The organism is Paenibacillus sonchi (assembly GCF_016772475.1).
Taxonomy (GTDB): domain Bacteria; phylum Bacillota; class Bacilli; order Paenibacillales; family Paenibacillaceae; genus Paenibacillus_AQ; species Paenibacillus_AQ sonchi.
Genome location: NZ_CP068595.1, coordinates 4,723,359 through 4,736,862 on the forward strand (window position 1 = coordinate 4,723,359; position 13,504 = coordinate 4,736,862).

Below are 13,504 nucleotides of genomic sequence, written 5' to 3' on the forward strand. Positions count from 1 at the left end.
ACTATATGTATAGATAAAGTCACTTTGTTTCCAGGTAAGAGGGGGGCTAACCGATGTATGAGTGGATCAAGGGCTATAATCTGGTGGAATACAGCGAGCAAGCAGAGAGGATGGATTTCCGCGGGCATGAAAGCTTCCATATGGAGAGGCTGGAGCTGGAATCGCCACCTGTCGGCATGACCGCAGCTGCGCAATATTTTATTGCCCAGCAGGCTTGGCTGTCTGATGATTTCCAGCAAATGATTCCTGCGGATAACGCTAATATCCGGGAGTTAATCCTTGCGGAAGTTGCACCGCATTTTACCGATGTGAAGCAGGTTATACGTGAAGGAAACATTGAAACGATCTATCTGCAGGAGCTGAAGCCCGAATCCAGGCAGCTTTTCGTGGATACGCATACGGGAATTCTGCCGGTGCTGGAGGATCTGTACAGACACCATGATATAAGGGACAGTTTCAGTGGAGTTAAGCGGACGATAGTTAATTATGTGGTGGACCCGGCTGCCTTGGAGCCTTATGAAACGCCGGGCACCGAAACACTTCAAGCTCTGCTGAATGCGTATCTGGAGCTGCCGGACGGGGAATACGCCTTGATGCCGCTCGGCTGGAAATTTGACGATCATTTGCAGAATTCAGCGGCACTGCGTTTTTTTGCCGGTTGGGCTCCCCATCTGATGCTTGGAGTGGATGCGGACACCGATGAAGTCATTATTCTGCACATGTCCGGCAAGGAATTCACCCGTGAGGTTCTGCTGAATTCAGCGCGTCCCAAGCCGCCCCGCAGAAGGGGCAGCTATTTATATGTGGATACAGGCCATGCACTGGTAAATGTGATTGATCTGAGCAGGCAGTCTCACATCAAGGCATGGAATGAACTGAAGGACGTTAAAGTGTATCAGCTTCCTGAAGGCATGGATTTTACCGACTTCAATCATGAAACCGCAGAGCCCCTTCCCGCCAGCATCGCGTTCTTATATGACCAGGATTCGTTGCAGTCCATGATCGGCAGGGTCAATCAGGAGCTGGAGGACTTCGGCGGGCCTTGACATAATGTCATTCAAATATAATGGAAGCTAGTGATTGCAAGGAGGCGCAAAACAATGAATATTCAGGTGGAGCCGATTCTGGACCGGTTTACGGCGATTTTCAGAGAAGAATTAGAAGCAGACCTGGCAGGGATATACCTGCATGGCTCTCTGGCAATGGGGTGCTTCAATCCGGTTGGGAGTGATATCGACATTCTGGTGGTAATCCGCACACCGCTTCCCCATGCCCGCGCAGCAAGAATTGCACAAAAGCTACTGGCCCTGCGTGATGATATAGCAAACGGCCTGGAGATTAGTGTTATCCGGGAAGCAGTACTTGCATCGGTGGCCTGTCCGACGCCATGTGAGCTGCATTTCTCCGATTACCACCGGGAGAGGTACCGGGCTGATGCGGATTATCTATGTGGAGGTTATGAGGACGCAGATCTGGCCTCACAAATCGCTGTCGCTTATTACCGGGGCAGAACGTTATACGGGGAACCTCTGGCCAGGCAATATCCTCCGGTTAATCCCAGCGCCTACTTGTCCTCTATCCTGCATGACATCGCGGATGCGGCAGCTGAGATTATGGATAACCCGATGTACATAACCTTGAATTTATGCCGCGTGCTGTATTACTTACAGGAGGGCAAGATCGCTTCGAAAAGAGAAGGCGGAGAGTGGGGAACAGCGGGTCTGCCGCCGGAGTTCAAGGAGCTCGTGCAGGTCTGCCTGAATCAATATAATGGAGTTCCAGAGGACAGACAAGTGCAGCCCGGTCAGTGGGCCGCTTTTGCCGGATATATGCTGGGTGTTATTGATAAGAAAGCGGCAGGTGATGCATGAGGAATATAGGGCGATTCTGATTATATTGATCCATCAGGACATTTGATCTACCGCCAGCGTAATTATGATGGCTTTGAGCGGTTTCAGTAAACGTACTTTTTGTCTAAAACAGCCCCGGCAGGATCTATGCGATCTGTGCCGGGGCTGTTTATTACACTCTGATGGCCTTCCAACAAGCCTCCAGCGTCTGCTGTACCTGCAGCTCGTCCAGGGGGTATTTTTGAATGATGAAGCCCTTGACAATGGATACCATAATCCCGTGAATAATCTGATGGGACAAGTGCGGGTCCATTTCCTTGAATATTCCCTGAGTTTGTCCTTCTTCAATCAGAGCGAGCATGATCTCCCGCGAAGCATCCTCCATTTTGCGGAGATCGGCCGAAATGTAAGGAGAATAGGAATAGCTGTCGATGAACAGAAATTCCTTTGGAGAGGATAATCCAAAATGCAGCCTGTTCAGCTGCAGGCATTTGAATCTTTCATACAGGCTTAGACCGGGATTGTAATTGCGCAGCAGGGCTTCGCCCATATGTTGGCGCGCTGCCTTGTACACCTCGTTCACTAACTCTTCTTTATTGCTAAAATAGTTGAAAAGCGTGCCGGAGCCCACCTTTGCTCTCTTCATGATTTTGGCAATGGTCACAGACTGCAGCCCTTCCTCATCAATCAGATCCAATGTGGCGCTAAGGATATCGTCGCGTTTACTCATCATATACACCTCGTAAGCTTAAATGTAGTGTCCGTGTGCTGAAGTGTCAAGTTAGTGGAATGTTTACTCCGGAAATCTGAGGATAATCTTATGTTTTTATGCGATTTAACCTATTTTATTTACTTATGCTCATTATTGTTGGAATGAATAATCCAAAAAATGCTTGATCTTTGTCTTTTGGAGGACTATACTTGCTTTGGATTAAACATTCCAAATTGAAGGAGATCATAATGATGAGTAAAGTATGGCTGATTACAGGCAGCTCGCGTGGTTTAGGTCTGGAAATTGCTAAAGCGGTCTTAAACAATGGGGATAAAGTGGTGGCAACTGCCCGCCGTCCAGAGCAGCTTAATAGTCTTGTACAGAAATATGGCGATCAGGTACGCACAGCTGAGCTGGATGTCACAAATGCTGCTTCAGCCAAAGCGGCAGTCCAGCTGGCACTGGATGAATTCGGATCGCTGGATGTGATAGTGAACAATGCCGGTTATGCGAACAGCTCTCCCATTGAGGAGACGCCTGACGAGGATTTCCGGGCACAAATTGAAGCCAATCTGTTCGGCGTGATCAATGTGACCAAAGCTGCGCTGCCGGTCCTGCGCAAGCAGCGCAGCGGACATTTCATTCAGATTTCATCCGTCGGCGGACGGGTGGGAGGGACACCGGGGCTTGCAGCCTATCAGGCGGCTAAGTTTGCGGTTGCGGGCTTCTCGGAGGTGCTTCATAACGAAGTAAAACCGCTCGGCATCAAGGTCACCATCGTAGAACCGGGAGCCTTCCGAACTGATTGGGGCGGGTCTTCGATGAGCATCCCTCCCGTCGGAGAGGACTATGAGCAGACCGTGGGGGCGATGAATAGATACCGTATATCCGTAAACGGAAAAGAGAACGGCGATCCGGTCCGTGCCGCCGGGATCATCGCAGGCCTGGCCTGGCTGGAGGAGCCCCGCTGCGTCTTTTGCTAGGTCCCGAAGCAGTAGCACTGGCCCGTGCAGCCTCGGAAGCCCGTGCGGAAGAAATGGAGAAGTGGGCTGACATAAGCATATCCACCAATTATGAGGGTCTGAGTGAAAGGGTAGACAATCCAGTTCTTCAGCAGATCAAGAACCCGGCGCTCTGAACGTGCGGGGCATTGAAACAGTCCAGCAGTGGAGGGAACCTAACACAGAAACCTTTTGTATAGCCGGATTTTATCTTTTGTCAATATAATAGTCGGGTCAGGCCTCAAATGTTAGTGATCGGATACAATCCGGTGGAGGAATTTTGGATATAATGACAATAAACCTGACATAACAGTTCAATAGACGGGGTTTACACGCTATAATATGGCCTAAAGATCTATCCGAAAGGTCTGAGGAATGATGAGCCTGGAAGCCTTAAATGAACGTGTAATCACCGATCTTTCCTATCTTGCTTATGGAGGCGCAGACTGGGTAAGGCCGCTGAGCCACCCTGAAGGCCATGTATATGATGTTGTGATTGTCGGCGGCGGACAAAGCGGCCTGGGGGCGGCTTTCGGGTTGTTGCGTGAACGGATATCCAACATTCTGGTCATTGACGAGAACAGCGAAGGAGCCGAGGGACCCTGGGAGACTTATGCGCGGATGGCCACCCTGCGGACACCCAAACATTTAACTTCTGTGGATCTCGGAATTCCTTCATTGACCTTCCGTTCCTGGTGGGAGGCGCAGAACGGGGCTGAGGGCTGGGAAGCCATAGACAAGATCCCGCGCGGCGAGTGGATGAACTATCTGCGCTGGTACCGCGGGGTCCTGGGCTTGCCCGTAATCAATGAGGTTCAGCTTAAGCTGATAGAGCCGTGCGAAAAGGGGATTCACCGCCTGCATATCGCAGGTGCAGGGGCACCGGCCGGGCAATTGCTGGCGCGCAAGGTTGTGCTGGCCACGGGCATCCAGGGCGGAGGCGAATGGCATGTGCCACCGATGGTGGCTGACCATCTGCCGAAAGCTCTATACGCCCATACCTCCGAAGCGATAGATTGCAATTCCCTGCGCGGGAAACGAATTGCGGTTCTCGGCGGCGGAGCCTCGGCCTTCGACAATGCGAATTTTCTGCTCACGGAGGGGGCGGCGGAGGCCCATGTGTTTGTCCGCCGCGAGCAGCTTCCGAATATCAACCCCATCCGCCAGATGGAGGTATCGGGGATGATTGAACGCTTTCATACCCTGCCTGATTCTGATAAGTACGCTGTAATTTCGCATTTCTTCAAAACCAATCAGCCGCCGACCAACGATACCTTCGCCCGTGCGGCGGCTTGGCCGGGCTTCCAGCTTCACCTCGGTTCACCGTGGCTGAAGGTGGAAGCGATCGGCGACAAGGCGGTGGTGACAACGCCGAAAGGGGAATGCTCCTTTGACTTTCTGGTGGTCAGCACCGGACTGCTCAGCGACCCGGGGCTGCGTCCGGAGCTGCGGCTGGTAGACAGCCATATCGCCCGCTGGAGCGACCGCTACGAGGCGCCGCCGGAGCTGGCGAACCCGCTGCTGGATGCGCATCCGTATCTCAGTCCGGGCTTTGCGCTCCAGAGCCGGGATGAAGCAGGCCAGGCGCTTGTTCACGGGCTGTTCGTTTTCAACTATTCAGCGCTGGCCAGCTGCGGCCTGTCGGCTTCGGCCATCTCCGGCATGAAAAATGCCGTGCCGAAGCTTGTAGCCGGGGTGGCCGACCAGCTGTTCACGGATGACCGCGAAGCCATCTTGAATGCTTTTTTCACTTATGATGAGGTTGAATTTACCGGAGTGTGGCCTTTGAAAACGCTGGGCTGATGAACCGCAATTGTAAAATTTATAGTCAGGGGGCTGTCTCATTGCAGGATGTTCTGCTATGAGACAGCCTCCTTTTAGTGATTGCATTAACCGCCAAAAGCATGAACAAAGCAGAAATTACCGGTCCACGTTTGATTCTTCGGTTGGACAAACATGCTTCGCCCATCGGCGCCATCCGGCTGAAACAAAGGTATTTTTACCTTTATTCAAATCGGCACTCGGCCTAGCGTTGACCTTGCGCGTTCCCTCACTGATAATAAGGAGAGTTCACATTTCTTCTGGAGATTGGAGTAAGACCCATGAGATACCGCAGTATGGAAGAATGTATTGTTGATTTGGAGAAACATGGACATTTGGTCCGCATACAGGAGGAAGTCGATCCTAATCTGGAGATGGCCGCGATTCATCTGAAGGTCTATGAGGCAGGCGGTCCAGCCCTGCTTTTTGAGAAGGTCAAAGGCTCGCGGTACCGCGCAGTGTCAAACCTGTTCGGGACTATAGAACGAAGCAAATTTATCTTCCGCGATACCTGGGAATCGTCCCAGGATGTGATCGCTTTACGCAGTGATCCCATGAAGGCGCTCAAGCAGCCCTTCAAATACATCGGGACAGGGTTGGCTGCCAGAAAAGCGCTCCCGCTGAAGAAAGGAAACGGTGTACCGGCCGGCTTCGAGGAGATTCAGATCTCGGATCTGCCGCAGATTAAGCATTGGCCCGGCGATGGCGGCGCTTTTGTCACTCTGCCGCAGGTCTATTCCGAGGACCCCGACAAGCCGGGGATCATGAATTCCAATCTGGGCATGTACCGTATCCAGCTAAGCGGCAATGAGTATGAGATCAATAAGGAAGTCGGTGTGCATTATCAGATTCACCGGGGCATTGGCATTCATCAGACCAAGGCTACGAAAAGAGGACAGCCGCTCAAGGTCAGCTGCTTCATCGGAGGACCTCCCGCGCATACCTTGTCGGCAGTTATGCCTTTGCCTGAAGGGCTAAGCGAGATGACCTTTGCCGGGCTGCTGGCGGGCCGCCACTTCCGGTACAGCTATGTGGACGGCTTTTGTGTCAGCCGTGACGCCGATTTTGTAATCACTGGCGAGATTCATCCCGGCGAGACGCGGCCGGAGGGGCCTTTTGGCGACCATCTGGGCTACTACAGCCTGACCCATCCGTTCCCTGTGATGAAAGTGCATAAGGTTTATGCCAAGCAAGGGGCGATCTTCCCGTTCACTGTCGTCGGACGCCCGCCGCAGGAGGATACCTCTTTCGGGGAACTGATTCATGAATTGACGGGCGGTGCGGTGAAGCAGGAGGTACCGGGAGTTAAAGAGGTGCATGCTGTAGATGCCGCAGGCGTGCATCCTCTACTGTTCGCTATTGGCAGTGAGCGCTATACCCCTTACCAGCAACTGAAGCAGCCGGCGGAGCTGCTGACCATCGCGAACCGGATACTGGGTACCGGCCAGCTTAGTCTAGCCAAGTATCTGTTCATTACTGCCGAAGAAGAGCGGCCGGTCAGCACGCACAACATCGAGGACTTCCTGGCCTATATTCTGGAGCGGATTAATCTGCACCGGGACATTCATTTTCAGACCAATACTACAATAGACACACTGGATTATTCCGGCACAGGGATTAACAGCGGCAGTAAAGTGGTATTTGCAGCGGTGGGAGAACAGAAGCGGACCTTGTGTACGGAGGTGCCGGTGATACTGGAGAATCTGGAGAATCTGGAGAATCTGCAAGAGTTCGGACAGGCCAAAATGATTATGCCGGGGATCGTGGCCCTGCAGGGACCGAAGTTCACGGATTATGCCGAAGCACGGAAGGAAACGGACAAGCTGAGCGCCGCGATTCAAGAGCAGGGGGCTCTGGATACCTGTCCAATGATTATTTTATGCGATGACAGCACGTTCATGAGTGAAACATTGAGCAACTTCCTCTGGGCGACCTTCACGCGCAGCAATCCTTCGCATGATATCTATGGGGTGAACAGCGGCGTAGAGAACAAGCACTGGTTCTGTGATAATGTGATTATTGATGCACGTGTGAAGCCGCATCAGGCACCGCCGCTGGTCCCGGATGCGGAGGTGGAGCGGAAGATTGAGCGCTTTTTTGTACAGGGAGCTGTGCTGGGCGGATTGAACGTGAAGAAGATCTGAAATACCGTGAGAAGTGCGCGGCGGTATGGGGAAGTAGATAAGGGAACCACGGCAGGCGTGGTCAAGCCCCTATTTTGTAGACACTGAAAAAAGACCCTAGGCTGTAAGCTGCTTCCGGTACTCCACCGGAGGCAGCTTATTTAGTCTTCGTTGCGGTCGATACTGGTTGTAAAATTGAATATAGGCTTCAATTCGTCTTTGTGCCTCGTCCAGATTTCGGATATCATAAGGGTAGAGCCCTTCCGTTTTGAGATGCGAGAAGAAGCTCTCCATGGAGGCATTGTCATAACAATTTCCTCGGCGGGACATGCTGATTCGGGCGCCAACCTTTGGCAGCATGTCATGGTATGCATGAGATGTGTATTGGAATCCCTGGTCGCTGTGAACGATCAGTCCGGTCACGTCTTTTGTCTTGTTAAAGGCTTTCTCAAAGGTCTGTAGAACCAGTGGATTGTCATTTTTCTGACTCATGTGGTAGGCTACAATTTCATTGTTAAACAAATCTTTCACCGCAGAAAGATAGAGCCACGATTCTCCCACCCGGTATTGAGTCACATCGGTAACCCATTTTTGGTTAGGAGCATCCGCCTTGAAATCTCGCTTCAGTAAGTTTTTAGCGACTCGCCCTCCGTCCGAAGATGCGTAATTACAGCGATGTTTTCGCCTTATTCGTGACCGGATTCCAAGTACCTGCATGAGCCGTAGCACCTTCTTATGATTCATCCAGACTCCATGATCCTGCAACAAGAATAACTGGATCTGTCGGTATCCGTAAACTCCGTTGTAGTGCTCGTAAACCTTCTTCACAAGTTCTCTATCTTCTCGGTCCCGATCGAATGCTTTGCGCTTTAGAAAGGCGTAATATCCGCTTCTGGAGACCCCAAACACTTTGCACAAATGACGAACCGGATATTCACTTGAGGCTCTCTCAATCGTTACATACCGCTCTGTTTCATCTCCTGCATCCAGATTTCCAAGCACTTTTTTAGCATTTCGTTCTCCTGTTTGAGCCATTTGACCTGTCTTTCTTGATCGACATATTGTTCTCGCCGTCCTCGCTGGTCCACAAGTCCGAACTCTCCCAGTTCCCGGTATTTCCTCATCCATGTTTTCAACCGATGCCTGTCTGTAATTTCGAACTTCTCCATAATTTTACGATAGGTCCAACCTTCGACCATATGAAGACGTATTGCCTCCAGCTTTGTTTCATAAGAATACGTTTTAGACTTCTTTCCTTTAATCGCTGGCATAAAAAATGCACCCCCTAGAATTCATCGGATAAACCAGGGGTTTATTCCAATGTCTATTCTAAGGGGTGCACTTCACCGTTCAGGACGCGGGCCGTGGTTGTTTTATTGTTTAGAAAATTATGCCATGTCAAAAAATGCGGAGATCTTGGAGGCGTCAGAGGATATAAACGATGCAGGAGAATGGGGCTCCGTCCGCGGGCTGAAGGGGGAGCGGACTGAGGAGCCCTTATTTTGCCAAAAGTCTTGTTTTTTCAGCGGATACGGACTCAGGAGCCGTTATATTGTTCGATGGAGCGTGGAATAAAGGGGAAAGGGACAAATAAAGGCATCTCAGTCCGCTGTCCTGCGGAATAGACGAATCTTCCTTCAATAACGGCTTTCCTGTCCGCAACGGTTGCGGATCGAGCGTGAAGGGAGCTCATCCTGTCCGCAAGGGCTGCGATAGAGCGTGAAGGAGTACAACGGTCCGTCTTCAGTATGCCCCCCCGTTGATTTTGGAGTGGTGGGGAATCCCTGCGGCCGTAAGCTCCGTGTTGTTATTCACCCGCCAGGGTGATTATGTTCCTGTTACACACAATAAGCATAGTGGACTGAGAAAACGCTATTCGGCGAAAACGGGCGCTCATAAGAAATGTTATGGAAAATTCCGCATTACCTTTGCTATATTGTGGGTGAATCTAACACCGTGAAGTAAGAGATGAGGAGATAAACCTATGGAAGTTCTGGAAACACAGCGGTTAACGATAAGAGGCTTCCAGCCGGAGGACTGGGAGGATCTGCATGAATATCTTTCCCGGGAAGAGGTGGTGAGGTACGAGCCTTATGGGGTTTTTGATGAGCAAGCGAGCCAAGCGGAGGCACTTCGGCGGTCTGCTGACCCTGCCTTTTGGGCGGTATGCCTGAAGGAGTCCGGGAAAATGATCGGAAATCTGTATTTTCAGCAGCAGGAGCCGATGACATTCCGGACTTGGGAGCTTGGCTATGTCTTCAACAGTGCATTCCATAACAAGGGTTATGCGGCGGAGGCTTGTCAAAGGTTACTGGAATACGCTTTCTGTGATCAGCAGGCCCGAAGAGTGACCGCACACTGTGATCCCCGCAACACTCCCTCCTGGCGTCTGCTGGAGCGTCTGCAGCTGCGCCGGGAAGGGCATTTGCTTCAGACCGGATATTTTAAACACGACCATGAAGGACATCCGCTCTGGCATGACACCTATGCCTATGGCATCCTAGATAGTGAATGGCTGGACAGCAGCCAGGCAGATTCGCAGAGGCAGAAGGTATAGCGGATGAAAATTGACCGTCTGCTGGGGATCGTGGTCTATCTACTTAACCGTGAAACGGTTAGTGCCCGGGTGCTGGCTGAGAAGTTCGAAGTGTCGCCGCGCACCATCCAGCGGGATATGGCGTCCATCAGTCTTGCCGGAATTCCTGTAGGCTCGCAGCAGGGGCTGAATGGCGGCTACTACATTATAGACAGCTATAAAATGAACAGACAGCTCCTCCAATCCGAAGATTATACATATATTCTTGCTGCGCTGAAAGGCCTGCTAACCGGGTATGACAGCCTGCGGGCACAGAGCACCGTTGAGATTATGACTTCCCTCGCTCCCGATAAAGCGGCACTTGGGCCAATGCTCCAGCTGAACCTGGGCGTGCTGCGTGAAGGAGAGGGGACGGGCGGGAATATAGCTCTTGTGGAAAAGGCCATAAGAGAGAAAAAACGGCTTGGATTTCAGTATACGAATACCCGCAGCGGCGTAACGGACAGGGGGGTGGAGCCGCTGCTCCTGACCTATAAATGGTACGCCTGGTATCTGTTCGCATATTGCTGCGACAAGCAGGATTACCGGCTGTTCCGGCTCTCCCGGATGCGGTCCGTTCACCTGATGTCCCAGACATTTACTCTGACGCATAAGGATGCGGAGCTGCTCCTGTCAGAGCATAGCGACCTCCGGCCGCAAATAAAAGTCCGTCTGGCCTGTATGGCAGAGCACAGGGTGCTGCTCCAGGAGGCGTTTCCGCAAGCCGGGCTGCTAGAGGAGCGCGAAGGTGAAATCCTGATGTCCTTTGCGGTCCCGGAAGAGGAGCAGGGCTGGTTCGGAAAGCTGCTGGAGTACAGTCAACTGATTACGGTGCTTGAACCAGAGGATCTGCGGCTGAGAATGCACACCCAAGCTGCATTCATATTGAAAAAGTACCGCTGAAATGACGGTGATGGCCAGGCGAGAGATTGTTCTTCATGCGGAAATATGGTTTCGAATGGAAGAGTGAACCGAGCCGGTGAATGCCATTATCGGCATGGGCGCATGGGCATGTCCCATTTGGCCTTGAAGACGGGTGAAATGCCCAGCAGCGGAAGATTTTCAGGGGCAGGGAGTCAAGTGGAATTAGTTCACTTAAGGGGATCAAAAAGCTTGCTGCAGAGGGATTAGTGGGAAAATGTAGACTTATTTTAAACGAATTCACCTAAACGGGGGTGGATCGTTCAGATTGGTTATCCTTTTTCCAACTATTCCTTGCGGGGAAGTGGAGAGGGGAAACGCTTGCCTTAAAGTGAACTTTAAGGCATATAATGATCCCGGAGAATAGAATGGAGGGATCATCATATGGAATCACAAACCAAATCTTATCTAACGGTTCAAGCGCCGCTCGCAAGCGGGTTCGATGCCCGGACGACAGCCGCTGAGGTGATCGGCGGCCTGGATCTGACCGGCAAGGTAGCGATTGTAACGGGCGGATATTCCGGGATTGGACTGGAAACCTCGCGTGTGCTTGCCGAAGCGGGAGCCACTGTAATCGTTCCGGCACGGACTCCGGCAAAGGCCAAGGCTGCCGTCACCGGCATCCCCCGCCTGGAGCTGGAAACTCTTGATCTGATGGACCCCGCCTCGATCGACAGCTTTGCCCGGCGGTTCATTGCTTCTGGGCGGCCGCTTCATTTCCTTATTAACAGTGCAGGCATCATGGCTGCGCCGCTGGCACGTGATGCACGCGGCTATGAGTCGCAGTTCGCCACCAACCATCTGGGGCATTTTCAGCTGACGGCCCGCCTCTGGCCTGCTTTGCAGCAAGCGGATCAGGCCCGGGTCATCTCGGTTTCATCCCGGGCGCACCGTCTGGGCGGCGTTGATCTCAGCGACCCGAATTTTGAGCGGCGGGAATATGACAAATGGAAGTCCTATGCCCAGTCCAAAAGCGCCAATGTGCTGTTCGCGGTTGCCCTGGACGAGAAAGCCAAAGCGTATGGAGTCCGTGCCTTTGCCGTTCATCCGGGCCTAATCCCTTCCTCGGGAATCGGCCGTTTTCTGAAGACGGAAGAAGTTGGTGTTAAACCCGTCAAGGTTCAGCCGGCGCAAGAAGGCGAGAAGGGGGAGCCTGCAGGCAACGCAAACTCCGACTTCATGAAAAACACGGAGCAAGGAGCGGCAACCAGTGTCTGGTGTGCGGTCAGTGAACAGCTTGCGGGACTCGGAGGCGTCTACTGTGAGGATGCCGATATTGCCGAAGCGGTTCCGGCCGACAGTATGCAGGGCTCGGGAGTCTGGCCTTGGGCTATCGACCGTGATGCAGCAGAGCGCCTGTGGGTGCTCAGCGAGCAGCTGACCGGAGTGAAATTCACAATTTGAGCTGCTGCGGATACCCGGACGGTCCTGGCGGCAGATAGATTGGGTTGTGAAACCGGAGCGGGAGGGTCTTGACTTCAAATGTACTTTTAGCCGTATACTAGGAAAAAACCGGATCACGGTTGTGATCAGAGGGGAGTGAACTCCTTGGGAATCTCCATCAAAGAGGCTTCGGAGAAGTTGGGCCTGCCTGCGCATACCATCCGTTATTATGAAAAGGAAGGGCTGCTCCCGTTCCTTCAGCGGGACGAGTACGGGAACCGGATATTCGAGGAAAAGGACCTGGAATCCATCTCGCTGATGAACTGTTTTCGGGCAACCGGACTGCCGGTGGCCGCCTTGAAGCAGATGGTGGACCTGACGCTTCAAGGGGATTCGACCATTCCGCAGCGTGCGGCCATTCTCCGTGAATACAAGCAGGATCTGGAGCGCCAGCAGCAGGAGCTGGACCGGGCTTTTGCCATAGTGAATATGAAGCTGTCCAAGTATGACTTGCTGGAGCAAGGCCAATTGGCCCCGCAGGATCGTATGGGCCTCTAATACCTGCATCAAAGAAGGGCGCCCGCCATGGGCGTCCTTCTTGGGATGGAACGAAGCGGGCAACGGTCACAATGCCTGCCATCCCAGATCTTCCCCGCTGTCTTAAGCGAAGATGTACCTTATCCGTCTGTCCTCAGGCGGTAAATATCTGCGCGCTGGCCTTGATGCGTCTGCTGTCAATTATTTCTTCATAATCCCGGATCAGCCCGTCAAAAATCTGTTCCCAGGAGCGGCCAAGCGCCTGTCTCCGTCCCTCATTCCCCATAGCCGTCCGCAGCATGGAATTGCTGGCCAGGCGGCATATTTCCTCCGCGAGTGAGCCCGGATCATGCGGCTGAAACAGCACCCCTGTAACCCCGGGCATGACCAGTTCCTTGCTCCCGCCTGCACCGGCGGCAACGACAGGCAGCCCTGAGGCCATAGCCTCCAGCACCACATTGCCGAAGGTTTCCGTGCTGGACGGGAAGACGAACAGATCGGCGGAGGCGTACAGCTCCGCCAGCTCTTCCCGTGCTTGGCGCCGGTGAAGGTGACATTATGCGGTGCCTGGGCACGCAGCT

General features: G+C 52.7%; 14 protein-coding genes. 10 read left to right on the top strand and 4 right to left on the bottom strand.

Annotation, left to right across the window (positions count from 1 at the left end):
- The first annotated feature begins 53 nt into the window (after positions 1 to 53).
- Together JI735_RS20895 and JI735_RS20900 are read left to right on the top strand one after the other, a co-directional pair.
- Entirely contained in the window at positions 54 to 1,046 is a 993-nt protein-coding gene (locus JI735_RS20895; protein WP_039837944.1) for a hypothetical protein, read from the top strand.
- 54 nt (positions 1,047 to 1,100) lie between these two features.
- Positions 1,101 to 1,871 carry an aminoglycoside adenylyltransferase domain-containing protein gene (locus JI735_RS20900; protein ID WP_039837945.1) on the top strand — a complete coding sequence of 257 codons (771 nt, stop codon included), beginning with the start codon at positions 1,101 to 1,103 and terminating at the stop codon, positions 1,869 to 1,871.
- A 151-nt stretch (positions 1,872 to 2,022) separates the two neighbouring features.
- Here JI735_RS20900 and JI735_RS20905 read toward each other — a convergent pair whose 3' ends face one another.
- The gene (locus tag JI735_RS20905) at positions 2,023 to 2,580 is read right to left on the bottom strand and encodes a TetR/AcrR family transcriptional regulator (RefSeq protein ID WP_039837946.1); all 558 of its coding nucleotides are present in this window, start codon (positions 2,578 to 2,580) and stop codon (positions 2,023 to 2,025) included.
- A 233-nt stretch (positions 2,581 to 2,813) separates the two neighbouring features.
- Here JI735_RS20905 and JI735_RS20910 point away from each other — a divergent pair, with 233 nt between their 5' ends.
- From JI735_RS20910 to JI735_RS20925, 4 genes are all read left to right on the top strand, one after another.
- Positions 2,814 to 3,545 carry an SDR family NAD(P)-dependent oxidoreductase gene (locus tag JI735_RS20910; RefSeq protein WP_202676384.1) on the top strand — a complete coding sequence of 244 codons (732 nt, stop codon included), beginning with the start codon at positions 2,814 to 2,816 and terminating at the stop codon, positions 3,543 to 3,545.
- The gene (locus tag JI735_RS20915) at positions 3,539 to 3,700 is read left to right on the top strand and encodes a hypothetical protein (RefSeq protein ID WP_202676385.1); all 162 of its coding nucleotides are present in this window, start codon (positions 3,539 to 3,541) and stop codon (positions 3,698 to 3,700) included. The genes JI735_RS20910 and JI735_RS20915 overlap by 7 nt, the downstream gene beginning before the upstream one ends.
- Positions 3,701 to 3,941: 241 nt before the next feature.
- Entirely contained in the window at positions 3,942 to 5,366 is a 1,425-nt protein-coding gene (locus JI735_RS20920) for an FAD/NAD(P)-binding protein (protein ID WP_202677672.1), read from the top strand.
- Positions 5,367 to 5,665: 299 nt separating this feature from the next.
- Complete coding sequence (locus tag JI735_RS20925) at positions 5,666 to 7,528, top strand: UbiD family decarboxylase (RefSeq protein WP_202676386.1); 1,863 nt, start codon at positions 5,666 to 5,668, stop codon at positions 7,526 to 7,528.
- A gap of 96 nt (positions 7,529 to 7,624) precedes the next feature.
- Here the strand turns inward: JI735_RS20925 and JI735_RS20930 are convergent, their stop codons facing one another.
- Both JI735_RS20930 and JI735_RS20935 read right to left on the bottom strand, forming a co-directional pair.
- A complete protein-coding gene (locus JI735_RS20930) occupies positions 7,625 to 8,542 on the bottom strand; it encodes an IS3 family transposase (RefSeq protein WP_233181315.1) in 918 nt (305 codons plus the stop codon).
- The gene (locus tag JI735_RS20935) at positions 8,464 to 8,778 is read right to left on the bottom strand and encodes a helix-turn-helix domain-containing protein (protein WP_039832618.1); all 315 of its coding nucleotides are present in this window, start codon (positions 8,776 to 8,778) and stop codon (positions 8,464 to 8,466) included. The genes JI735_RS20930 and JI735_RS20935 overlap by 79 nt, the downstream gene beginning before the upstream one ends.
- Positions 8,779 to 9,491: 713 nt before the next feature.
- On the opposite strand from JI735_RS20935, the gene JI735_RS20940 reads away from it, so the two are divergent.
- The 4 genes from JI735_RS20940 (at position 9,492) to JI735_RS20955 (ending at position 12,944) form a co-directional block, all read left to right on the top strand.
- Positions 9,492 to 10,064 carry a GNAT family N-acetyltransferase gene (locus JI735_RS20940; protein ID WP_039835027.1) on the top strand — a complete coding sequence of 191 codons (573 nt, stop codon included), beginning with the start codon at positions 9,492 to 9,494 and terminating at the stop codon, positions 10,062 to 10,064.
- Between the two features lie 3 nt (positions 10,065 to 10,067).
- Positions 10,068 to 10,985, top strand: coding sequence for a helix-turn-helix transcriptional regulator (locus JI735_RS20945; RefSeq protein ID WP_051051726.1), 918 nt, complete (start codon positions 10,068 to 10,070; stop codon positions 10,983 to 10,985).
- A gap of 402 nt (positions 10,986 to 11,387) precedes the next feature.
- Positions 11,388 to 12,407 carry an SDR family NAD(P)-dependent oxidoreductase gene (locus tag JI735_RS20950; protein WP_039835026.1) on the top strand — a complete coding sequence of 340 codons (1,020 nt, stop codon included), beginning with the start codon at positions 11,388 to 11,390 and terminating at the stop codon, positions 12,405 to 12,407.
- A gap of 144 nt (positions 12,408 to 12,551) precedes the next feature.
- Positions 12,552 to 12,944 (top strand): MerR family transcriptional regulator, encoded by a 393-nt coding sequence (locus JI735_RS20955; RefSeq protein WP_039835025.1) that lies wholly within the window; start codon positions 12,552 to 12,554, stop codon positions 12,942 to 12,944.
- A gap of 133 nt (positions 12,945 to 13,077) precedes the next feature.
- On the opposite strand, the gene JI735_RS37010 is transcribed toward JI735_RS20955, so the two are convergent.
- Positions 13,078 to 13,446, bottom strand: coding sequence for a glycosyltransferase (locus JI735_RS37010; protein WP_325175632.1), 369 nt, complete (start codon positions 13,444 to 13,446; stop codon positions 13,078 to 13,080).
- Positions 13,447 to 13,504: the final 58 nt, after the last annotated feature.

Coding starts and splice junctions, on each gene's coding strand:
- JI735_RS20895 (WP_039837944.1), top strand. CDS start 54: ATGTATGAGTGGATCAAGGGCTATAATCTGGTGGAATACAGCGAGCAA.
- JI735_RS20900 (WP_039837945.1), top strand. CDS start 1,101: ATGAATATTCAGGTGGAGCCGATTCTGGACCGGTTTACGGCGATTTTC.
- JI735_RS20905 (WP_039837946.1), bottom strand. CDS start 2,580: ATGAGTAAACGCGACGATATCCTTAGCGCCACATTGGATCTGATTGAT.
- JI735_RS20910 (WP_202676384.1), top strand. CDS start 2,814: ATGAGTAAAGTATGGCTGATTACAGGCAGCTCGCGTGGTTTAGGTCTG.
- JI735_RS20920 (WP_202677672.1), top strand. CDS start 3,942: ATGAGCCTGGAAGCCTTAAATGAACGTGTAATCACCGATCTTTCCTAT.
- JI735_RS20925 (WP_202676386.1), top strand. CDS start 5,666: ATGAGATACCGCAGTATGGAAGAATGTATTGTTGATTTGGAGAAACAT.
- JI735_RS20930 (WP_233181315.1), bottom strand. CDS start 8,542: ATGGCTCAAACAGGAGAACGAAATGCTAAAAAAGTGCTTGGAAATCTG.
- JI735_RS20935 (WP_039832618.1), bottom strand. CDS start 8,778: ATGCCAGCGATTAAAGGAAAGAAGTCTAAAACGTATTCTTATGAAACA.
- JI735_RS20940 (WP_039835027.1), top strand. CDS start 9,492: ATGGAAGTTCTGGAAACACAGCGGTTAACGATAAGAGGCTTCCAGCCG.
- JI735_RS20945 (WP_051051726.1), top strand. CDS start 10,068: ATGAAAATTGACCGTCTGCTGGGGATCGTGGTCTATCTACTTAACCGT.
- JI735_RS20950 (WP_039835026.1), top strand. CDS start 11,388: ATGGAATCACAAACCAAATCTTATCTAACGGTTCAAGCGCCGCTCGCA.